Raw genomic sequence first — 20,588 nt, forward strand, 5'->3', positions numbered from 1 at the left:
CGAAGTGGAGTGCCGGCATGAGCAGCGTGGAGCGGGAGCGCTACGTCGCTCTGTACGGACCCAGCACCGGTGACCGGATCCGGCTGGCCGACACGAACCTGCTCATCGAGGTCGAACACGACCACTGCGCCGGTGGGGACGAGGCGGTCTTCGGCGGCGGCAAGGTCATCCGGGAGTCGATGGGCCAGTCGCGGGCCACCCGCGCCGAGGGCGCCCTGGACACCGTCATCACCGGTGCGGTCGTCCTCGATCACTGGGGGGTGGTGAAGGCCGATGTCGGGCTGCGGGACGGGCGGATCGTCGCGCTGGGCCGGGCCGGCAACCCGGACACGATGGACGGCGTCCATCCGGACCTGGTCATCGGCCCGGCCACCGAGGTGATCGCCGGCAATGGTCGGATCCTCACCGCCGGGGCGGTCGACACGCACGTGCACTTCATCTGCCCGCAGACCGTCACTGAGGCGCTCGCCAGCGGGGTCACCACCCTGGTCGGTGGCGGCACCGGACCGGCCGAGGGCACCCGGGCCACCACCGTCACCCCGAACGCGTGGCACCTGGCCCGGATGCACGAGGCCCTCGACACGTTCCCGGTGAACGTGCTGCTGCTCGGCAAGGGCAACACCGTCTCCGAGGAAGCGCTGTGGGAGCAGTTGCGGGCCGGGGCCGGCGGATTCAAGCTGCACGAGGACTGGGGCACCACCCCGGCGGCGATCGACGCCTGCCTGCGCGTCGCCGACGCCTCCGGCGTGCAGGTCTCCATCCACACCGACACCCTCAACGAGGCCGGGTTCGTCGCCGACACGCTGCGTGCGATCGGCGGTCGGGCGATCCACTCGTACCACACCGAGGGGGCCGGGGGCGGGCACGCGCCGGACATCATCACCGTCGCCGGCGAGCCGAACGTGCTGCCCTCGTCGACCAACCCGACCCGCCCGTACACCCGCAACACCCTGGCCGAGCACCTCGACATGCTGATGGTCTGCCACCACCTCAACCCGACGGTGCCGGAGGATCTGGCCTTCGCGGAGAGCCGCATCCGGCCCTCCACCATGGCCGCCGAGGATCTGCTGCACGACCTCGGCGCGATCTCCATCATCGGCTCCGACTCGCAGGCGATGGGTCGGATCGGGGAGATCGTGCTGCGTACCTGGCAGAGCGCGCACGTGATGAAGGCCAGGGTGGGCGCGCTGCCCGGCGACGGCGCCGCCGACAACCACCGGGCCCGTCGGTACGTCGCGAAGTACACCATCTGCGCGGCCATGGCCAACGGTCTCGACCACGAGATCGGGTCGGTGGAGCCGGGCAAGCTCGCCGACCTGGTGCTGTGGGAGCCGGCGTTCTTCGGCGTACGCCCGCACCTGGTCATCAAGGGCGGCATGATCGCGTACGCCCAGATGGGTGACGCGAACGCCTCGATTCCCACCCCGCAGCCGATGCTGCCCCGGCCGATGTTCGGCGCGTACGGCGGTGCGGCCGCCGCCACCAGCCTGGCGTTCGTCGCACCGGCGGCGCTGGAGGCCGGACTGCGCCTGGACGTACGTCGTCGGGTGGTGCCGGTGACCGACGTGCGGTCCCGGGGCAAGACCGACCTGCCCGAGAACGGGGCGCTGCCGCGTATCGAGGTCGAGCCGGACACCTTCACCGTGCGGATCGACGGCGTGGTGGTGGAGCCCGATCCGGTGGCCGAACTGCCCATGACCCAGCGGTACTTCCTGTTCTGATGGCCATCCCGACCATGCTGCTGCTCCTGTCCGACGGGCGGTTCCCGGCCGGCGCGCACGCCCACTCCGCCGGTCTGGAGGCGGCCGTCGCGGCCGGGCGGGTGACCGGTCTGACCACGCTGGGGGAGTACCTGCGCGGACGACTCGCCACCGCCGGGTTGGTCGCGGCGGCCTTCGCCGCGGCCTCCTGTCGGGCGGCGCGCGGCACGCCGGAACGCTCGGCAGGCGACCACCCGGCGGATCCAATCCCCTCCGGTGTCCCGTCGGAGCGCCGCCCCACGCTCATCCGGCTCGACGCCGAGCTGGACGCCCGGACCGCCTCGCCGGCCCAGCGGGCGGTCTCCCGCCGGCAGGGCCGGGCGCTGCGGCGGGCGGGCCGGGAAATCTGGCCGCAGGCGGACTTCGACGACCTGCCGGCCACCCCGGACGGTCCACACCAGCCGCTCGTGCTGGGGCTGGTCGGTGCCGCCGCCGGGCTCGATCCCGCACAGGTCGCCGTGGTCGCCGTCCACGCGACGGTGACCGGTTCGGCCAGTGCCGCCGTACGCCTGCTCGGTCTGGACCCGTACCAGGTGCAGGCTCTGCTGGTGCGGCTCGCCGGTGCCTGCGACGCCACCGCGTCGCGGGCGGCGCGGGCCGCCGAGGAACCACCGGAGCGGCTGCCCGCCGCCGCCGCTCCGCTCGCCGACATCCACGCCGAAGCTCATGCCACCTGGGAGGTGCGTCTCTTTGCGTCCTGAAATCGACCACGACGAGTCCGTTCCCCACACCCATCCCGAGCCCGGGGTCGACCCGCACGCCCCGCTGCCCACCGGCGGCCGGGCGTTGCGGGTCGGCATCGGCGGGCCGGTCGGATCCGGCAAGACCGCTCTGGTCGCCGCGCTGTGCCGGGCCTTCGCCGGAGAGCTGCGCCTGGGTGTGGTGACCAACGACATCTACACCACCGAGGACGCGGACTTCCTCAAGCGGGCCGGGGTGCTCGATCCTTCCCGGATCCGGGCGGTGGAGACGGGGTGCTGCCCGCACACCGCGATCCGCGACGACATCGGCGCCAACCTGGATGCCGTCGACGAGTTGGCCGACGCGTTGGGACCGCTGGACCTGGTGCTGGTGGAGAGCGGCGGTGACAACCTGACCGCCACGTTCAGCCGAGGGTTGGTCGACCGGCAGATCTTCGTGGTCGACGTGGCCGGCGGGGACAAGGTGCCCCGCAAAGGCGGTCCCGGGGTGACCGCGGCCGACCTGCTGGTCATCAACAAGACCGACCTGGCACCGATGGTCGGTGCCGACCTGTCGGTGATGGACCGCGACGCGCGTGCCCGTCGGGGCGAACTGCCCACGGTGTTCCAGTCGATCAGCGAGGACCCGCTGGCGACCCAGGTCGCCGGCTGGATCCGTCACGAACTGGCCCACCACCGGGCCGCGCAGTTCATCCCGGACGCGCAGTCCATCCCGGCCGGGCGAGCGGTCCCGGCGGGGCAGGCCTGATGCGGGCCACCGCCCGGCTGGTGGCCCGGCGCGACCGGCACGGCCGTACCGTGCTGGCCGACGTGCGCGGTGAGAGCCCGCTGCTGCTGCGCCAGGTGCCGGCCCCGGGCGGTGGTGTCACGGTGTACGTCGTCGGCGGGGCGGCCGGGCCGCTGGCCGGCGACGACCTGCGGCTGGACGTGGAGGTCGGCCCCGGTGCGGCGGTACGCGTGCACACCGTGGCCGCCTCGATGGCGCTGCCGGGGCGTCCCGGCGCGGTGTCCCGGATGCTGGTCCGGGCCACCGTCGCCGAACGGGCGGCCCTGTACTGGCTGCCCGAGCAGCTGGTCGCGGCGGCCGGGTGCGCGCACGTCGCCGACGCACGGGTGGACGTCGCGGCGGGCGGTACGCTGCACTGGCGGGACGAGCTGATCTGCGGCCGACACGGCGAGCAGCCCGGCAATGTCGAGATCAACACCTGGGTCGACCTGGACGGGTGGCCGCTGCTGCGGCAGTCCCTGACGGTCGGGCCGAACGCCGCCGGTTGGGCCGGACCGGCGGTGCTGGCCGGCGCGCCCGCCACCGGCTCACTGCTGATCCTGGACCCGGCCCGACCGGAGGAGCCGCCCGCGGTGTGCGGTACGCGGGCCCGGCTACCGCTTGCCGGTGGTCCGGCGACCCTGTGGAGCGCCACCGCACCGGACGCCCACACCCTGCGGGAGTACCTCGAGCCGGACACCGCGCTGGATACCATCGCTGCGTCGGGCGGGGGAGGGGAACGTGGGGTTGTACGAGTTGGGTGAGGTCGTCGCCGAGCGGCGGATCGCGATGGTTCTTCCTGACGGTGGCGCGTCGGAGCTGGTCGTTCGGTTCGGCAGGCCGCACCCCGACCCATTGCCGGGCGGTGACTGGCGCTGCCCGTTCCAGATCGAAGGGCTGGGCGACGATGCGGTCGACGCCGCGTTCGGGGTGGACTCCCTGCAGGCGATGCTGCTGGCCGCGTACAGCGCGCGGCTGAGGCTGACCGAACACGCCGAGCAGACCTCGGCTCGACTGGACTGGCTGGGACAGCCGGACCTCGGCCTGCGCGTCGATCCGGGCCTGGTGCCCCAGGACGTCACCACCCGGAACGCCTACCTCGCCGCCGCCGACATCGCCGCCACGCTGCTGCGTACGCCCGTGCTCGCCGAGCGTTGGATGATGCCGAGTGCGCTGCCGTACTACTCCGTCGGTGGGCTGGCCCGGCATCTCGCCAACCAGATCACCCGGACGGCGGAGCTGCTCGACGCGCCGCCCGGGAATACCGCGATCGACGTCCTGGCGCACTTCACCGGTAGCGCCTGGGTCACCACCGGCGCCGACGAGGCGGACAACACCGACATCCGCGACCGGGGTGAACGAGCCGCCGCCGAGACCACCGCTGATCGACTCGCCGCCGAGGTCGACGGGTTTCTGGCGAAGCTGCGCCGTACGGTGCCGGCACAGCCGCCCTACCGGATCGTCGACCTCGGCGACTGGGGACTGACCGTCGACGACTTCCTGCTGACCCGGTTGCTGGAGCTGGTGGTGCACGCCGACGATCTGGCGGTCAGCCTGGACCTGCCGACGCCCGAGATGCCGGCGGAGGCGACCGAGCTGACAACTGGCCTGCTCACCCGGATCGCCGCCTGGCGTCACGGGCCCCTCGCGGTGGTGCGGGCGCTGTCCCGCCGGGAACGGGCCCCGGAGAGCATCAGCGCACTCTGACACGCTCCCCGGTGCGGCCATGACGCACCGTCCTTTGTGGTCGTATGGCAGGGTGGACCGGGTGCCGGTGCTCGCCGGTGTCAGCGGAGACCCTGGGGGAGAGACAATGACGAAGCGGGTCAGTCGTCGGGCCGCGATCGGTTTCGGTGCGGCAGCGGCGGCGCTGGCGGCGACGCCAACCGGTGCCTCCGCCGCGCCGGGGGGCGACACCACGCCGGTCCCCGGCACGACGTCGCCGCACGAGGTGATCCGGCGGGCGTACCGGCACCAGAAGGCCCGGGCGGGCGGGGTGTGGCGCTCGCACGTCGCGATGGTCGACGCCGCCGGTGCTCTCCACCCCGTGATCGCCGACGACGCCGATCGGATCACGCACGGGTACAGCGTGCAGAAACTCGCGGTCGCGGTGGCCGTCATGGACAAGATCGACCGCGGTGAGCTGCGGCTCGACCAGCGTCTCGATCTCACCGCCGACATCATCCTCGGCGGCAGCGGGATCTACTTCCTCCAGACGGTCTGGGGTGACGAGGTCACGGTGGCGAACTTCCTCACCGCGATGCTGCTCGTCTCCGACAACACGGCGGTGCGGATGTGCGGTCGGGTGGTGCCGGCGCTGGAGATCAACGAGATCCTGGCGGCCAAGGGCTTCACCCACACCCGGGTCGAGCCGGTGGCCAACCCGAACCGGTTCTTCCTCGGCGTCACCACCCCGCGCGAGACCCATGACCTGCTGTGGCGGCTGGCCAACAAGACCCTGCTCTCGGCCCGGTCGAGCAACTTCCTGCTTGGCATCCTGCGCTGGATCAACGGCTACCACGACGGGATCCGCCGCGACATGTCCTCTGCGGAGCGCAGCCGGGTCGCCACCAAGTACGGTGCGGACTACGACTCCTCGGGGGCGGCGCGTCACGAGGTCGGGATCATGTTCGACGCGACCGGTGCGCCCACCCTGACGTACGCGTTCTTCGCCGACTCCCTCGGCGATCTGGACAACTACGGCGGCACCCACCCGGCCGTACGCGCCCACGCCGCACTGGGCCGGACCATGTTCGACGCCATCGGCCGGACCACCAACCCCGCCCCCCGCGCCCGCCACTCCGTCCCGCAGTTCCGCCCGGTCAACGGTGGCTGACCGGGCCAACCCACGAACCGGGGCTTTCGTCAAATCCCGCAGGTTCCCGTCTGGTCACGAGCAGTAGCGGAGCACGCATAATGGAGTGATGCTGCTCCGTCGCTGGCGCAGGACGTTCCGCGATCCCAGGCGCGGCCAGTACGTGCTGGCCGCCGCCCTTGCGGGCAACGCCCGCGCCCGGGCGCGAATCGACCGGTGGTGGGCGGCCGGCGGCGCCGCTCGCGACCGGGTCTGGCGTGGTGCGTGGTTCCTGCTGAGCGACGCGTATTTCAGGTTCGGCAATCACGAGCGGCCGGAGCAGGTCGCTCCGGTGCTGGAGTTCCTGCTCGAACCCGACCCCACATCCGGGTACCTTCCGCAGGTGCGGTTGACCGCCTGCCTTCCGCAGACCGCCGCCGACCCGCCGCTGGGCCTGTACGAGGGCGACCCCTACGTGCGGCGGCTGGTTCAGGCCGCCCTCGCGTTCCCCGATCTCGAACTGCGCCGACGGCTGGCCGACCTCATGTCGGTCACCGACCAGCCCGGGCTGCTCGACGGTCTGGAAATGGAGTTCCGAGTGCGGGCACGGCTGGATTCGATCTACGTCGGCGCGGCACCGCCCGGCCACGAAACCCTGTGCAATCTGTGGTACGCGGGCGAGCCGACCGCCTTGCTGCGGATCGTCTGCGCCAACCCCCACCTGCCCCGCCCGCCCGCCGAGCCCGGGGACGTCAACCTGGCGCTGCTCCCGCTCGTCAAGGACCGGCTCGATCTGCTGCCGGCGTTCGACCAGGCTGCCCTGGCCCGGCGACTGCTGGAGTGTCTCGACACCTGGCTGCCGGACGAGGTCCACGACCGGTGCCGCCGCGCGTTGCGGGAGCTGTCGGCCCGAGACGGTGTCGCCGTGGTCTGTAAGCAGGCCATGCTCGGTGACACCGAGGCGACCGCCGCGGTCCGTGCCGCCGGGCATCAGCCGGCTCACCCCGCCTGGCGGCCCCTCTTCCTGCTCCTCACCCGGCAGTTCGCGGCCTACCGCGAGGCCGATCCGCAGGGGCGGGTGCTGCAACTGGCGTGCTTCGCCGGCGAGTGGGGGAGCGCGGACGAGGACGTCCTCGACGAGTTGCAGGTCGATGAGGAAGCCGTCATCGATCGGGTCCTGCACATCCTGGACACGGATCTGCCGGACGACGTGGCCGCATCCGTCCGGCGGTCCCTGCGCGACCTCGGCCCCTTGGACGACCCTGCGGACGAGGAATTCAGCCGCCAGCCGATGCGGAGGGCGATCCTGGAGCACGCGGCCACGCTGGTGCCCGAGGCGGTCGCGGCCGTGGTCGACGCGGGCTACCTGCCCGAGGAGGACGACGAATCAGCGCTGCCGATGCTCTTCCTCACCGAGCAGTTCGAGCGGTACGACCGTGAGGACCCCGACGGCACCCGGCTACGCGCCATCCTCGCCACGCAGCCCTATCCCTACGAGCACGAACACTTCCAAACCGTCGCACGACGCAACGGTCGCCCCGACCCGTGGCCTGCGCCGGCACCACGGACATCGGATTCCCGGTCGTCGACCCGGCACGCCACCACCTGGCCGAGCAGCTTCGGCCACTTCTGACCCCGCTCGTGCCGGTGGCCTCGCCGTCGTGGGTGCCCGGACCGTCGGCGCGATACACGGTCGAGCGCGGTCAGGAGCCGACCGGGGCGCGCCGGCGCTTGGGGTCGAGGTGCCGGATCAGCTCGTCGAGGCGTGTCGCCAGGTCGATGTCACCGGGTAGTTCGGCCAGTTCGTCGCGGATCCGGGCGGAGAGGCGCTCGTGCTCGCGGCGACCCCGGACGGTGAGGTACGCGCGGATGCGACGGCGGTCGATCGGATCGACCCGGCGGAACACGAGGTTGCGGTCGACGAGCTGGTCGACCAGCTTGGTCAGGGTCCCGGGCGGCAGCGACGCCTCGGCGGCCACCTCGCTCATCGGGTGACCGAGACCGTCGGCGAGCAGGCAGAGCACCCGCCACGCCTCGATGGTGAGCGACTCGGTGGCGAGCACCCCGCCGACCCGGCGCGAGAGCAGCCGCTCGGCGCGGGTGAGCAGGGGCAGCAGGTCGGCTGTGGAGCCGGGAAAGTCTGACATGGCACTCCCGCCTGGCGGTTGCGGTTGTCATGGTAGCGAGATGTCCCGCTGGCTGGGGAGGGCTGGTCTTCATCAGCAGCGGCGGCCACCATGTGTTCATGTCCGCGCCGGCACCGGGGTCCGGGCGCCCGCAGGCGGGGGAGAGCATCACCGCCGGGGCGTCCTGGCTGACCGTCGACCGGGGCGTGGTCAGCATCGCGTTGGTCTATCCGATGCGCGGACCGGCCGGCATGTTCGGCCCGAGCTGCGAACTCTGCGCCCAGCTCGCGGTGGAGGAACTGAACGGGCGCGGCGGGGTGCTCGGCCGGGAGCTGCGGCTGGTACCGGTCGACGGCGGTGCGCCGCCGGCCGAGGTGGCCGCCGAGGTGGAGGCGCTGGTGTCGATGGGCGCGGTGCAGGGCGTCACCGGCTGGCACATCTCCTCCGTACGCCAGGCGGTGGCGCCTCGGATCGCGCACCGGGTGCCGTACGTCTACACCGCCCTGTACGAGGGTGGTGAGCGCACCGAGGGCGTCTTCCTGACCAGCGAGACACCGGACGCGCAGCTGTGGCCGGCGATGCGGGTGCTGGCCGGGGACCTCGGCGTGCGGCGCTGGTTCGTGGTCGGCAACGACTACGTCTGGCCGCGCCGCACCACCCGGGCCGCGCACCGGTACGCGCTGCGCAGCGGCGGCCGCGTGGTCGGACAGCACTTCCTGCCGCTGGAGACGCACGACTACGCCGAGGTGCTGCGCCGCATCGAGCACAGCGACGCCGACGCGGTGCTGATGCTCCTGGTGGGTGCCGACGCGGTCCGGTTCAACCGGGCGTTCGCCCGCTCCAATCTGGACCAGCGGTGTCTGCGCCTGAGCACGCTGATGGACGAGAACATGCTGCTGGCCAGCGGTGCCGCCGGTACCCGGGGCCTGTTCAGCACGGCGGGCTTCTTCGCCGGCCTGGTCACCCAGGAGAACCTCGACTTCCACGGCAGCTTCGCCCGCCGGTTCGGGTTGGAGGCGCCGCCACTGGGCAGTCTGGGGGAGTCCTGCTACGAGGGCGTGATGCTGCTGGCCGCGCTGATCGCCAAGGCCGGCACACTGGACGTACGCGCCGTGGAGGCCGCCGCCGACGTGGTGTCGTACGACGGACCGCGCGGTGAGTTGCGGCTGCGTCGCCGGCACGTCCGCCAGCGCATCTACCTGGCGGAGGCGGACGGACTGGACTTCACCGTCCTGGCCGAACTGTGATCTCCGTCCGCGCGTGACCTGACCGTGCCTTGACAGGCCCGGCGGCCGGCCGCAAAGATACTTCCTGCGTGAAGCATCCGGCCGTCGTGTCGGATGTGGCCACCGTCCGGTGATGGACGGAAACTGCAGTCGACTGCGGCTGATAATCGTCTGCCGGTGCCATTTCGCCGATTCTTCCCGGTGAGGTGCCGGCATTTTTCGTGCCCTCGATCAGAGTGTGCCGGGCCAGCGGAAACAGTCTATTGAGGATTGGGAAACATCCGCGCAACGAAGCGGATCGAAGCTTTCCCTGCCCGATATCCGAATCGCCGTCCGGTCGGCGTCCACCCGCCGTGCCGGATGGCGCGCAATGTTCCGATGGACCGCACCGCACTCAGACAGATCCGCACTTCCACTCGGGGCCGACGACCGTTCCCGGGCACTGACTGACGTCACACGCGACGCAGGGAGAATTGATGACACTGATCCGGGGCCGCCGCATCCTGGCGGGTGCCATGACCCTGGTCGCCGCGGCCGCGTTGGCCGCGTGCGGCAGCAAGACCACCGACGGGAACACCGCCGCGGGGGTGAGCGCCGACGTCTCCGGCGACACCGTCAAGGTGGGCCTGCTCAACTCCCTCTCCGGCACGATGGCCATCAGCGAGGTGACCGTCCGGGACTCGATCATGCTGGCGGTCGAGGAGATCAACGCGGCCGGGGGCGTGCTCGGCAAGAAGATCCAGCCGGTCGGCGAGGACGGCGCCTCCGACTGGCCGACCTTCGCCGAGAAGGCCGAGAAACTGATCCGTGAGGACCGCGTGGCCGCTGTCTTCGGCTGCTGGACCTCCGCCAGTCGCAAGGCCGTCAAGCCGGTGTTCGAGAAGAACAAGGCGCTGCTGTTCTACCCGGTGCAGTACGAGGGCCTGGAGCAGTCGCCGTACATCTTCTACACCGGAGCCACGACGAACCAGCAGATCGTTCCCGGCCTGGACTACCTCAAGGCGCAGGGCGCCACCTCGCTCTACCTCGTCGGCTCCGACTACGTCTTCCCGCGCACCGCCAACAAGATCATCAAGGCGTACGCGGAGGCGAACGGGATGAAGGTGCTGGGGGAGGACTACGCCCCGCTGGGGTCCACCGAGTTCGGCACCATCACCAACAAGGTGAAGTCCTCCGGCGCGGACGCGGTCTTCAACACCCTCAACGGCGACAGCAACGTGGCGTTCTTCAAGGAGTACAAGTCCGCCGGGCTGACCGCCGCCAGCATGCCGGTGGTGTCGGTGTCGATCGCCGAGGAGGAGGTCAAGAGCATCGGCACCCAGTACCTCGAGGGCCAGCTGACCGCCTGGAACTACTACCAGACCACCCCGGGAGCGGCGAACGAGAAGTTCGTCGCGGCGTACAAGGCCAAGTACGGGGCGGACAAGCCGACCAGCGACCCGATGGAGGCCGCGTACGTCTCGGTGTACCTGTGGAAGGCGATGGTCGAGAAGGCCGGCACCTTCGAGGTGGAGAAGGTCCGCGAGGCCTCCGACGGCATCACCTTCGAGGCGCCCGAGGGACTGGTCACCGTGGACGGTGCCACCCAGCACATCGCCAAGACGGCACGCGTCGGCAAGGTCGGCGCGGACGGGCTGATCACCGAGGTGTGGAACTCCGGCCAGCCGATCACCCCCGACCCGTACCTCAAGAGCTACCCGTGGGCCGGCGGCCTGAGCTGACCGGCGTCACCCCGGTCCGGGCGGGACCGCGCGTCCCGCCCGGACCGCCCCACATCAGCAGTTCGGAGTACGCACCGTGACAGTTCTCATCGGCCAACTCTTCACCGGCGTCAGCATCGGGGCCGTGCTGCTGCTCATCGCGCTCGGCCTGGCTCTCACCTTCGGCCAGATGGGCGTGATCAACATGGCCCACGGCGAGTTCATCATGGCCGGCGCCTACACCACCTTCGTCCTGCAACAGGTCATCACCACGGCCGGCTGGTCGCTGCTGATCGCGCTGCCGGTCGCCTTCGCGGTGGCCGGCGCGATGGGCATGCTGCTGGAGACGCTGCTGATCCGCCGCCTGTACGCCCGCCCGCTGGACACGCTCCTGGTCACCTGGGGGGTGTCGTTGATCCTGCAACAGCTGGCTCGGGACATCTTCGGCAGCCCCAACGTCCAGACCCGCGCCCCGGAACTGCTCACCGGCAACATCGCGCTGCCCGGCGGCATCACCGTGGCCAACAACCGGCTGTTCATCCTCGCCCTGGCCGGTGGTGCCGTCGTCGCGCTGACCGTCGCCCTGCGGGTCACCCCGCTTGGCCGCCGGATCCGCGCCGTCGTACAGAACCGGGACCTCGCCGCCGTCTCCGGCATCGCCACCGCCCGGGTGGACCGGATGACCTTCTTCATCGGTTCGGGCCTGGCCGGCATCGCCGGGGTGGCGCTCACCCTGCTCGGGCCGATCGGCCCCACCATGGGCACCAACCTAATCATCGACGCCTTCCTGGTCGTCGTGGTCGGTGGGATCGGGCAGCTCAAGGGCACGGTCATCGTCGCCTTCGCCCTGGGCGTGCTCCAGGCCACCGGCGAGTACCTCACCACCCTCAGCGTCGCCAAGGTGATGGTCTTCGTCGCCATCGTCGCGTTCCTCCAGTGGCGACCCCAGGGCCTGTTCACCCTGCGTACCAGGAGCCTCGCATGACCACCGTCGCCCGAGATCCCGTCACCGCCGCCGACCCCGCGCCGGCACCGACCAGACCGGCGGCCGGTCCGTCCCGGCACCGCTTCCGGGCCGCCGCCGGGTTCGCCTTCGGCGCGGCGTTGCTCTTCGCCGTCGCGCCGCTGCTGCTGTCGGACTTCCGCCTCTCCCTGCTGGCCAAGTACCTCTGCGTGGCGATGGTCGCGGTCGGCATCGGCCTGGCCTGGGGGCGCGGCGGCATGCTCACCCTCGGCCAGGGCGTCTTCTTCGGCCTCGGCGGCTACGCGATGGCCATGCACCTCAAGCTCGCCGACGCGGGTCCCGGCAACATGCCCGACTTCATGCTGCTGTACGGGCAGCTCGACGAGTTGCCACTGTGGTGGCGGCCGTTCGCCAGCCCGTGGTTCGCCCTGCCCGCCACGGTGCTGCTGCCGATGGCGGTCGCCTTCGTGCTCGGCTCGCTGGTCTTCCGCCGTCGGGTACGGGGTGCCTACTTCGCCATCCTCAGCCAGGCCCTCGCCGCCGCCATGGTCATCCTGCTGATCGGTCAGCAGGGCACCACCGGCGGCACCAACGGTCTCACCGACATCCAGGGCTTCTTCGGCTACGACCTGGACGACCCGGTCAACCAGCGGATGGTCTACTTCATCATCGCCGGCACCCTGTTGGCGCTGCTGGCCCTGGCCCGGCACCTGATGCAGAGCCGCTACGGCGAGCTGCTGGTGGCCGTACGCGACTCGGAGGAACGGGTCCGCTTCCTCGGCTACGACCCGGCCACCGTGAAGCTGGTCGCGTACGTGGTCGCCGCCGGCATGGCCGGGCTGGCCGGGGCGCTGTTCGTGCCCGCGGTCGGCATCATCTCCCCGGCGCTGATCGGGATCGTCCCGTCCATCGAGTTCGTCATCGGCGTCGCCGTCGGCGGACGGGCCACGCTGCTCGGCCCGGTCCTCGGCGCGGTCGCGGTGGCCTGGGCGCGTACCGCCCTGTCGGAACGCTTCCCGGGCACCTGGACGTACCTTCAGGGTCTGCTGTTCGTGGTGGTGGTGGCGTTCCTGCCCGGCGGGCTGGCGTCGCTGATCGGCCTGGCCCGCCGCCGCGACGACGGCGCACCGCCCGGCCGACCCGGTCGACTTCGGCTTCGGCGGCGGGAGGGGTCGGCGTGACCGGGCAGCTGCACGGGCTCTACGTGCGTGACCTGCGGGTCAGCTTCGACGGCTTCACCGCCGTCGACGGGGTCTCCCTGGACGTCGCCCCCGGTGACATCCGGTTCCTCATCGGACCCAACGGGGCCGGGAAGACCACCCTGGTGGACGCGGTCACCGGACTGGTCCGGGCCACCGGCTCGGTGCGTTTCGGCGACCGGGAGCTGCTCGGCCGACCGGTGCACCGGATCAGCCGCCTCGGCGTCGGCCGCACCTTCCAGACCTCGACCGTGTTCGAGGAGCTGACGGTGCTGCAGAACCTCGACATCGCCGCCGGTGCGCGGCGCGGTTGGGCGACGCTGCTGCGGCGGCGGCACGGCGTGCCCGACGAGGTGGCCGAGGCCCTCGACGTGATCGGCCTGGCGGGCCGGGCCGAGCAGCTCGCCGGCACCCTCGCCCACGGGCAGAAGCAGTGGCTGGAGATCGGCATGCTGCTCGTCCAGGACACCCGGTTGCTGCTGCTCGACGAGCCGGTCGCCGGGATGAGCCACGAGGAACGCGACGCCACCGGTCAACTGCTGGAGAAGGTCAGCCGGGACCGCACCGTGGTGGTCATCGAGCACGACATGGACTTCCTGCGGCGCTTCGCGCGGACCGTCACCGTGCTGCACGCGGGCCGGGTACTCAGCGAGGGCACCGTCGCGCAGGTGCAGGCCGACCCGCGCGTGCAGGAGGTCTACCTCGGTCACCCGGTCGACGCCGCCCCGACGCCCACGGAGGCATGATGCTCACGATGCGCGACGTGCACGCCGGCTACGGGCGCAGCCGGGTGCTGCACGGTGTCGACGTGGCGGTGCCCGCCGACGGGGTCGCCACGGTGCTCGGCCACAACGGGGCCGGCAAGTCCACCCTGCTGCGGGTGGCCGCAGGCCTGCTGCGTCCCCGCGCCGGACGGGTCGAACTGGACGGCGAGGACATCACGCGGCTGGCCCCGCACGAACGGGTCGCCCGGGGAATCGCGTACGTGCCGCAGGGGCAGCAGTGCTTTCCGCATCTCACCGCGGCGGAGAACCTGCGCCTGGTCGCCGACGGTCGCCGCGACGGGTCGGCGGCCACCTCGGAGGTGCTGGACCTGTTCCCGGCCCTGCGTCCGTTGCTGCGTCGGCGGGCCGGGCTGCTCTCCGGTGGCCAGCGTCAACAACTGGCCATCGCACGGGCGCTGATCACCCGGCCCCGGCTGCTGATGCTCGACGAGCCGACCGAGGGCATCCAGCCATCGGTGGTGACCGAGATCCAGGACCGCATCGTGGCGCTGATCGCCCAGACCGGGTTCAGTGTGCTCCTGGTCGAGCAGCACCTCGGGTTCGCCCTGCGGGTCGCCGACCGCTACCACGTGCTGGAGTCCGGACGCGTCACCTCCGCCGGCACCGGTGGCGCCACCGCCGAGCGCAGCGTGCGGGAGGCCCTCGCCGTCTGACCTCGCCCCCGACCCCGACCCCGTCGATCTTGCACTTTCGGTCTCCGTTACGGGTGGTGTATCCCGGTTCGCGGCCACGGAAAGTGCAAGATCGCCGAGGTTGTGGGGTGGGCCTTCCGTTGTGGGGGTGGAGCGCCTAGGGTGTGCGTGGAAGCGCTCCCACGGTCCCTGGGCAGGACTGGTTCTCGACGTGCTCGCTCCTCACCCACCACCAGAGGAAGTCGCATGTCTGCACGTAGAAAACTCCAGGCCGCCGCGACGGCGGCCGTGGCTCTGCTCGGCCTGACCGCCGCCGCGCCGGCCGCCAGCGCCGCCGCACCGGCCGCCGGGGTCGTCACCGCCGCCGCGCCGACGGCCGACTGGCTGCACACCGACGGCAACAAGATCGTCGACGAGGCCGGCAACCAGGTCTGGCTCACCGGGGCCAACTGGTTCGGCTTCAACGCCACCGAGCGGGTCTTCCACGGCCTGTGGTCGGGCAACCTCGAGTCGATCACCCGCCAGATGGCCCAGCGCGGCATCAACATCGTCCGGGTGCCCATCTCCACCCAGCTGCTGTTGGAGTGGAAGGCCGGGCAGACGACCCGGCCGAACGTCAACACGTACGTCAACCCGGAGCTGGAGGGCATGAACAACCTCCAGGTCTTCGACCACTGGCTCGGACTGTGCGAGAAGTACGGTCTGAAGGTCATGCTCGACGTGCACAGCGCCGAGGCGGACAACTCCGGCCACGTGTACCCGGTGTGGTGGAAGGGCACCATCACCCCGGAGCTGTTCTTCCAGGGCTGGGAGTGGATCACCACCCGCTACCGCACGAACGACACGATCGTCGCGATGGACATCAAGAACGAGCCGCACGGCACCCCGAGTGATCCGCAGCGGGCCAAGTGGGACTCCAGCACCGACCAGGACAACTTCAAGTACGCCTGTGAGACGGCGGGCCGGCGGATCCTGGCGATCAACCCGAACCTGCTGATCCTCTGCGAGGGCATCGAGATCTACCCGCGCGCCGGTGCCACCTGGAACTCGCCGAACACCAACCCGGACCGCACCCCCAACTACCACTACAACTGGTGGGGCGGCAACCTGCGCGGCGTCGCCGAGCACCCGGTCAACCTCGGCGCGCAGCAGGACCAGCTCGTCTACTCGCCGCACGACTACGGACCGCTGGTGTACGAGCAGCCCTGGTTCGCCGGTGACTTCGACAAGACCTCGCTGACCAACGACGTGTGGCGGCCGAACTGGTTCTACATCCACGAGCAGAACATCGCGCCGCTGCTGGTCGGCGAGTGGGGCGGCCGGCTGGGCCAGGACGCCCGACAGGACCGCTGGATGGCCGCGCTGCGCGATCTGATGATCGAGAACGGCATCCACCACACGTTCTGGTGCCTCAACCCCAACTCGGGTGACACCGGCGGTCTGCTGCTCGACGACTGGGCGAGCTGGGACGAGACGAAGTACAACCAGATGCTCAAGCCGGCGCTGTGGCAGCACAACGGCAAGTTCGTCGGCCTCGACCACCAGGTGCGGCTCGGCGGCGCCAACTCCACCACCGGCATGAGCCTCGCCGAGCGGTACGCCGGCGGCCCCGGCCCCGGTGACACCACCGCGCCGAGCGCGCCGGGGCGTCCCGCCGCCACCGACGTCACCGCCACCAGCGCGACGTTGAGCTGGGCCGCCTCGACCGACAACGTCGGGGTCACCGGGTACGAGGTGCTGCGGGCCACCGGCACCGGACCCACCAGCGTGGTCGCCACGGTCTCGGGGACCACCTACCGGGCGACCGGTCTGACGGCGTCGACCAGCTACACGTTCAGCGTTCGGGCACGGGACGCGGCCGGCAACGTCTCGGCCGCGTCACCCGCACTGACGTTGACCACCGCGGCCGGCAACGGCAACGGCGGCGACCAGGGCTGCGCGGCGACGTACCGGGTCACCGGCTCGTGGCAGGGCGGCTATCAGGCCGAGGTGACCGTGCGCAACACCGGCACCGCGGCCATCACCGGCTGGACGGTCAACTGGACCGCCCCGCCCGGTACCACCGTCACCTCCCTGTGGAACGGGCGGTTGACCACCTCGGGCACCACGGTGACGGTCCGCAACGAGCCGTACAACGGGCAACTCGCCGCCGGGGCCAGCACCACCTTCGGGCTGACCGGCAACGGATCGGGTACGCCGAGCGGCCTCACCTGCACCGCGTCCTGAACGGTCCGGGCCCCTGCCGCGCGTACCGCGCGCGGCAGGGGCCGTCCGGGGGCACCACGCCACCTCGGACGGCCCCGCGCGGCCCGGGCCTGGGTGGGCCGCGTCATCACGTTCGCATCGCCGCGCAGGTCAGGCCAACCGGATGGCGTCCCCGTCGACGGTGACGTTCGCGGCGGGCAGCGGTGCCCCCGCCGGGCCGCTACGTACCGAGCCGTCGGCGATGTCGAACACGCTGTTGTGGCAGGCACAGACGATGGTGCCGTCGGAGACCGAGGTGACCGTGCAGCCCTGGTGGGTGCAGGTGGCGGAGTAAGCCTTGATGGTTCCCTCGGTCGGCTGGGTCACCACCACGCCGGCATCGGCGAAGATCTGCCCGCCGCCGACCGGAATGTCGGCCAGCGTGGCCAGCGCCGGCGGCCCCGCGTCCGAGCCGTCCTCCGGCGTGGCGCTGCCGGACGGGCCGACGCTGCCGGTGGCCGGCGCGGCCGGCGGCGCGGGCGCCGCCGTCGGCTGACCGTACGTCGCGCAACCGGTCAGCGCGGCCACACCCACCGCGCCGGTGCCGGCCAGCAGGGCTCGTCGCGACCGGCAACAGCCGGCCTGCTCGTGGTTCATCTGAGGTGCCTTGCCTTTCCGAGGGGTCAGAACTGGATGCCGAAGGTGGTGAAGTACCAGACCGACGAGGTCAGGAAGACACCCATCAGGACGACGAACACGACGCCGCCGATGGCCGGCAGCACCCAACCGGCGAGGCCACGCTTGGGCAGGGTCAGCATCTTGGTGGCGAACGCCCCGAAGAAGAAGCAGCCCAGCAGGGAGTGCAGCAGCGTACGGGTGTCGTAGTCGGCGAAGCCGAGCGCGTACAGGCAGTGCACCGCGACCGGCACGGTGAGCAGGAACGCGACCCGGCCCGACCAGCGGTGCGCCGAGCCGGCCCAGGACGGGGAGAAACCGCCGAGCCGGCCCCACATGGACAGCGCGGACAGCAACTGGATGACGGCGAAGAACGCCGCTCCGGTGCCGAGCCACACCTTCACCGTCAGCGGCGAGGAGAAGCCGGCCACGTTGACCGCGATACCGGTCGGGGTGTGGGTGCGCCCGTAGACGCCGAGCGCCACCGCCACCCCGGCCCCGACCACCAGCGGCACCAGCAACGAGGGCCGCCGCCTCGGCGTACTCGGCGGCGGAGCGCCGAAGTCGCGCATCACCTCGACCATGGGCTCGGGCGCCCGGCGGGGCACGGTGCGTGCCCCGCCCTGCCGGTGCTGGGACATCACCGCGCCCCGGGGACGACCGGTTCGGCGAGGAGGGTCACTCCGTCGACCACCGTGCTGTTGAAGGCGGGATCCAGCGGCGGTGCGGGAATGGGCTTGCCGTTCCAGGTCACGATGCCGATCTGGGTGCCGTCCGGCAGCATGATCCAACCACCGTCGTAGCCGGCCTTGCGGGTCTCGTCGGCCACCCGGTAGATCGCCGGCGCGGTCCCCGAACCGGACTTCACCACCGCCTCGTCAGCCGACGTGTCGTCGGGTCGGGCGGTGAACTTCCAGCGGCGCACGCCGACGATCATCTCACCGCTGGCGCTGTCGCCCCGGATCACGCCCGTCAGCTTGGCGTCGTCTCCGGTCAGTTCGATCTTCCCGTCCTTCACCGTGCCGGAGAGCCACAGCTCCATGCTCCGCCCGTCACAGACGTACGCCTCGGCCTTGCCGTTCTTCACGGTGATGGCGATGGTGGCCCCGTTCTCGAGTTGACCGATCCAGTTCTGCTCGACCGATGTCACCTCGGTGCCGGCCGACGAGTCGTCGGGATCCGTCGGTGGTGACGTGCCGGCCGGTCGCCGGGCGTCGGCGTCGCTCGATTCCTCCTCGGCCGGAGCCGCGTCGGGGTCCACCTCGGCGTCGGTGTCGGCCTCAACATCGGCCGACGGGGCCGGCGCGGCCGCCGGTGGACCTCCTCCGGCGGCGGGTTGGGTGCCCGGCGGGGATGCCTGTGCACTCATCGTGAACAGCACGGCAGCCGTCACCGCCCCCGACAGGAGGGTGAGCAACGGGGTCAGGCGCTTCATGGGCCACTCCCTTCGCCCTGAGGTACGGCGCAGGTGGTGGATCGGTTCAATCGGAACGCCCGGAACCTCCCGATGGGTCAGACCGAGACGCGGTTGACCGGGCGGCGACGGGCCCTGGGCACCGACGGCGGCCCGGAGGCGGGACGCGGCGCGTCGGCCGGTGTCACGTCGACCGGCGTGATGCCCGCCGAGACACCGTCGTGCAGCGCGGCCGTCCGCAGTTGATCGAGGGCGCCGTCGAGACTGTCGAAGATCGGGAAAACCCCGTCGAGCTTCATCGTGTGCAGCACCGTGCGGATGAACCTCGACGGCGCGGCGAGGCACAGCCGCCCGCCACGCTCGCGTACGTCCCGGTGCGCCCGGACCAGCATGCCCAGCCCGGCCGAGTCGATGACCTGGACGTGGGTCAGATCCACCACCACGGTGCCGCCCACGTCGAGCGCGCTGCGCAGCGCGGCTCGCAACGCGTCGCCGAGGTCCGGGGCGAGGTGGCCGTCGACGGGCACCGGCGAGACGTCGTCGATGTGCTCGGCCACGACGCCCGACCCGCCGCCGTCACGGTCACCATCGCCTGGCGCGGTGCCCGGCGGCAGCGCACTGCACCGGGGGCAACGGTGCGGACCGGTGGCGAACGGCGAACCGCTCCAGCCGTGGTCGGAGACCAGCGTCCAGACAACCTCGGCGTCGGGCAGCACACGAGCGGTGTCGGTGGTGGTCTCACCACAGACGTCGCAGATCAGGGTCATCAGGTTGTCGTCCGGTACGACGGTCATCCTGCTTCCTCTCCGGTGCCGCGGCCGGTGCGGCCGGGGTACGTACTCGGGGCGGCGGCGGAGGGCGCCGTCGCCGTGCGGACTCCTCAGACGGAGTCGGAGCGTTCCTTTCCGGCGGTGGCTACCACGATCACCACCGCGACCGCGGCCAGCCCGGCCTGCACCACCAGGCCCAGCAGGCTGAACCCTTGAACGCCGGTGAGCCAGGCGGTGATCGCGCCGAGCAGCGCGGCGACGGCGCCGATGGTCATGGTGAGCCACAGCGGCACGCTGGGGCGGCCGGGCAGGACCAACCGGCCCAACGCACCGACGGCGAGGCCGATGGCGAGGGCCGTGACGATCCCGGCGCTGGTCATGCTGCTCCTTGTGCTCGCGATGTGGTGCGTCAGGTGCGGACGGTGACCGCGGCGCGACCGTACGCGGCAGCGCGCGGTGCCTCCGGCGGCGGTGCGGCGGTCACGGGCGCAGCGGCGACCGCCGGGGCGACTCCGGCGTCGGTCGCCGGGGCGGAGGCGGCGCCGGAGTCGATGTGCACCGGCAGGATCTGATCCAGCCGGGCGGTCTGCAGGATGCGGGTGATGCGGGGGTTCGGATTGCGCACCGCCAGCACGCCGCCGGCGCGGAGCATCCGGCGGTGCATGTCGAGCAGCAGGCCGATGGCGGCGGCGTCGATGTGCCGGCAGCCGGCCAGGTCGATCACCACCTGCCGGGGACGCAGGGCCAGCAGCTGGTCGAAGACCGCGCCGGTCTCCGGCAGGCAGGCCAGGTCGAACTCGGTGATGGACACCTCCACCAGCGGCACCGAGCACTCGGGGCGTCGTGGCGCGGTCACGTCGAGGGCCCCCTCTCACAGTCCCCAGGTCGCTCT

The 20,588-nt window shown here is 71.5% G+C and carries 20 protein-coding genes and 1 pseudogene; 14 read left to right on the forward strand and 7 right to left on the reverse strand.

Annotation, left to right across the window (positions count from 1 at the left end; translation table 11 throughout):
- The first annotated feature begins 17 nt into the window (after positions 1-17).
- From SM447_RS23580 to SM447_RS23610, 7 genes are all read left to right on the forward strand, one after another.
- On the forward strand, positions 18-1,721 hold the full coding sequence (locus SM447_RS23580) for an urease subunit alpha (protein WP_474575028.1): 1,704 nt from the start codon (positions 18-20) through the stop codon (positions 1,719-1,721).
- A complete protein-coding gene (locus SM447_RS23585; protein WP_474575029.1) occupies positions 1,721-2,461 on the forward strand; it encodes an urease accessory protein UreF in 741 nt (246 codons plus the stop codon). Before SM447_RS23580 ends, SM447_RS23585 begins: the two co-directional genes overlap by 1 nt.
- Positions 2,451-3,209 (forward strand): urease accessory protein UreG, encoded by a 759-nt coding sequence (gene ureG, locus SM447_RS23590; protein ID WP_474575030.1) that lies wholly within the window; start codon positions 2,451-2,453, stop codon positions 3,207-3,209. Before SM447_RS23585 ends, ureG begins: the two co-directional genes overlap by 11 nt.
- Entirely contained in the window at positions 3,209-3,991 is a 783-nt protein-coding gene (locus tag SM447_RS23595; protein ID WP_474575031.1) for an urease accessory protein UreD, read from the forward strand. Before ureG ends, SM447_RS23595 begins: the two co-directional genes overlap by 1 nt.
- Positions 3,969-4,934 (forward strand): DUF6968 family protein, encoded by a 966-nt coding sequence (locus tag SM447_RS23600; RefSeq protein ID WP_474575032.1) that lies wholly within the window; start codon positions 3,969-3,971, stop codon positions 4,932-4,934. Before SM447_RS23595 ends, SM447_RS23600 begins: the two co-directional genes overlap by 23 nt.
- A gap of 106 nt (positions 4,935-5,040) precedes the next feature.
- Entirely contained in the window at positions 5,041-6,063 is a 1,023-nt protein-coding gene (locus tag SM447_RS23605; RefSeq protein ID WP_474575033.1) for a serine hydrolase, read from the forward strand.
- An 88-nt stretch (positions 6,064-6,151) separates the two neighbouring features.
- Positions 6,152-7,654 (forward strand): hypothetical protein, encoded by a 1,503-nt coding sequence (locus tag SM447_RS23610; protein WP_474575034.1) that lies wholly within the window; start codon positions 6,152-6,154, stop codon positions 7,652-7,654.
- Between the two features lie 70 nt (positions 7,655-7,724).
- Here the strand turns inward: SM447_RS23610 and SM447_RS23615 are convergent, their stop codons facing one another.
- Positions 7,725-8,168, reverse strand: a complete 444-nt coding sequence (locus SM447_RS23615; protein WP_474575035.1) for a MarR family winged helix-turn-helix transcriptional regulator — start codon at positions 8,166-8,168, stop codon at positions 7,725-7,727.
- Positions 8,169-8,266: 98 nt separating this feature from the next.
- Here SM447_RS23615 and SM447_RS23620 point away from each other — a divergent pair, with 98 nt between their 5' ends.
- From SM447_RS23620 to SM447_RS23650, 7 genes are all read left to right on the forward strand, one after another.
- Positions 8,267-9,394, forward strand: coding sequence for a substrate-binding domain-containing protein (locus tag SM447_RS23620; protein WP_474575036.1), 1,128 nt, complete (start codon positions 8,267-8,269; stop codon positions 9,392-9,394).
- Positions 9,395-9,849: 455 nt separating this feature from the next.
- Positions 9,850-11,094 carry an urea ABC transporter substrate-binding protein gene (urtA, locus tag SM447_RS23625; RefSeq protein ID WP_474575037.1) on the forward strand — a complete coding sequence of 415 codons (1,245 nt, stop codon included), beginning with the start codon at positions 9,850-9,852 and terminating at the stop codon, positions 11,092-11,094.
- A 76-nt stretch (positions 11,095-11,170) separates the two neighbouring features.
- The gene (urtB, locus tag SM447_RS23630; RefSeq protein WP_474575038.1) at positions 11,171-12,058 is read left to right on the forward strand and encodes an urea ABC transporter permease subunit UrtB; all 888 of its coding nucleotides are present in this window, start codon (positions 11,171-11,173) and stop codon (positions 12,056-12,058) included.
- The gene (gene urtC / locus SM447_RS23635) at positions 12,055-13,218 is read left to right on the forward strand and encodes an urea ABC transporter permease subunit UrtC (RefSeq protein WP_474575039.1); all 1,164 of its coding nucleotides are present in this window, start codon (positions 12,055-12,057) and stop codon (positions 13,216-13,218) included. Before urtB ends, urtC begins: the two co-directional genes overlap by 4 nt.
- Complete coding sequence (gene urtD / locus SM447_RS23640) at positions 13,215-13,982, forward strand: urea ABC transporter ATP-binding protein UrtD (protein ID WP_474575040.1); 768 nt, start codon at positions 13,215-13,217, stop codon at positions 13,980-13,982. The genes urtC and urtD overlap by 4 nt, the downstream gene beginning before the upstream one ends.
- 8 nt (positions 13,983-13,990) lie before the next feature.
- The gene (gene urtE / locus SM447_RS23645) at positions 13,991-14,674 is read left to right on the forward strand and encodes an urea ABC transporter ATP-binding subunit UrtE (protein ID WP_474575041.1); all 684 of its coding nucleotides are present in this window, start codon (positions 13,991-13,993) and stop codon (positions 14,672-14,674) included.
- Positions 14,675-14,899: 225 nt separating this feature from the next.
- Entirely contained in the window at positions 14,900-16,879 is a 1,980-nt protein-coding gene (locus SM447_RS23650; protein ID WP_474575042.1) for a cellulase family glycosylhydrolase, read from the forward strand.
- A gap of 129 nt (positions 16,880-17,008) precedes the next feature.
- Here SM447_RS23650 and SM447_RS23655 read toward each other — a convergent pair whose 3' ends face one another.
- The 6 genes and pseudogenes from SM447_RS23655 to SM447_RS23680 all read right to left on the reverse strand — a co-directional run bounded on the left by SM447_RS23655 (position 17,009) and on the right by SM447_RS23680 (position 20,552).
- On the reverse strand, positions 17,009-17,494 hold the full coding sequence (locus SM447_RS23655; protein ID WP_474575043.1) for a Rieske (2Fe-2S) protein: 486 nt from the start codon (positions 17,492-17,494) through the stop codon (positions 17,009-17,011).
- A 26-nt stretch (positions 17,495-17,520) separates the two neighbouring features.
- Positions 17,521-18,084 carry a DUF6529 family protein gene (locus SM447_RS23660; protein WP_474575152.1) on the reverse strand — a complete coding sequence of 188 codons (564 nt, stop codon included), beginning with the start codon at positions 18,082-18,084 and terminating at the stop codon, positions 17,521-17,523.
- Between the two features lie 68 nt (positions 18,085-18,152).
- Positions 18,153-18,947 carry a hypothetical protein gene (locus tag SM447_RS23665; protein ID WP_474575044.1) on the reverse strand — a complete coding sequence of 265 codons (795 nt, stop codon included), beginning with the start codon at positions 18,945-18,947 and terminating at the stop codon, positions 18,153-18,155.
- Positions 18,948-19,168: 221 nt separating this feature from the next.
- Positions 19,169-19,720 (reverse strand): annotated as a pseudogene (locus SM447_RS23670) (STAS domain-containing protein); the annotation flags it as partial.
- 86 nt (positions 19,721-19,806) lie between these two features.
- On the reverse strand, positions 19,807-20,076 hold the full coding sequence (locus SM447_RS23675) for a GlsB/YeaQ/YmgE family stress response membrane protein (RefSeq protein WP_474575045.1): 270 nt from the start codon (positions 20,074-20,076) through the stop codon (positions 19,807-19,809).
- A gap of 29 nt (positions 20,077-20,105) precedes the next feature.
- On the reverse strand, positions 20,106-20,552 hold the full coding sequence (locus tag SM447_RS23680; RefSeq protein ID WP_474575046.1) for an STAS domain-containing protein: 447 nt from the start codon (positions 20,550-20,552) through the stop codon (positions 20,106-20,108).
- Positions 20,553-20,588 lie beyond the last annotated feature (36 nt).

This window comes from Micromonospora aridisoli, from assembly GCF_056150025.1.

Bases quoted from the DNA above. Each gene is read 5' to 3' on its own strand.
- SM447_RS23580 (WP_474575028.1), top strand. From the start codon at position 18: ATGAGCAGCGTGGAGCGGGAGCGCTACGTCGCTCTGTACGGACCCAGC.
- SM447_RS23585 (WP_474575029.1), top strand. From the start codon at position 1,721: ATGGCCATCCCGACCATGCTGCTGCTCCTGTCCGACGGGCGGTTCCCG.
- SM447_RS23595 (WP_474575031.1), top strand. From the start codon at position 3,209: ATGCGGGCCACCGCCCGGCTGGTGGCCCGGCGCGACCGGCACGGCCGT.
- SM447_RS23605 (WP_474575033.1), top strand. From the start codon at position 5,041: ATGACGAAGCGGGTCAGTCGTCGGGCCGCGATCGGTTTCGGTGCGGCA.
- SM447_RS23610 (WP_474575034.1), top strand. From the start codon at position 6,152: ATGCTGCTCCGTCGCTGGCGCAGGACGTTCCGCGATCCCAGGCGCGGC.
- SM447_RS23615 (WP_474575035.1), bottom strand. From the start codon at position 8,168: ATGTCAGACTTTCCCGGCTCCACAGCCGACCTGCTGCCCCTGCTCACC.
- SM447_RS23620 (WP_474575036.1), top strand. From the start codon at position 8,267: ATGTCCGCGCCGGCACCGGGGTCCGGGCGCCCGCAGGCGGGGGAGAGC.
- urtA (WP_474575037.1), top strand. From the start codon at position 9,850: ATGACACTGATCCGGGGCCGCCGCATCCTGGCGGGTGCCATGACCCTG.
- urtC (WP_474575039.1), top strand. From the start codon at position 12,055: ATGACCACCGTCGCCCGAGATCCCGTCACCGCCGCCGACCCCGCGCCG.
- urtE (WP_474575041.1), top strand. From the start codon at position 13,991: ATGCGCGACGTGCACGCCGGCTACGGGCGCAGCCGGGTGCTGCACGGT.
- SM447_RS23650 (WP_474575042.1), top strand. From the start codon at position 14,900: ATGTCTGCACGTAGAAAACTCCAGGCCGCCGCGACGGCGGCCGTGGCT.
- SM447_RS23655 (WP_474575043.1), bottom strand. From the start codon at position 17,494: ATGAACCACGAGCAGGCCGGCTGTTGCCGGTCGCGACGAGCCCTGCTG.
- SM447_RS23660 (WP_474575152.1), bottom strand. From the start codon at position 18,084: ATGCGCGACTTCGGCGCTCCGCCGCCGAGTACGCCGAGGCGGCGGCCC.
- SM447_RS23665 (WP_474575044.1), bottom strand. From the start codon at position 18,947: ATGAAGCGCCTGACCCCGTTGCTCACCCTCCTGTCGGGGGCGGTGACG.
- SM447_RS23675 (WP_474575045.1), bottom strand. From the start codon at position 20,076: ATGACCAGCGCCGGGATCGTCACGGCCCTCGCCATCGGCCTCGCCGTC.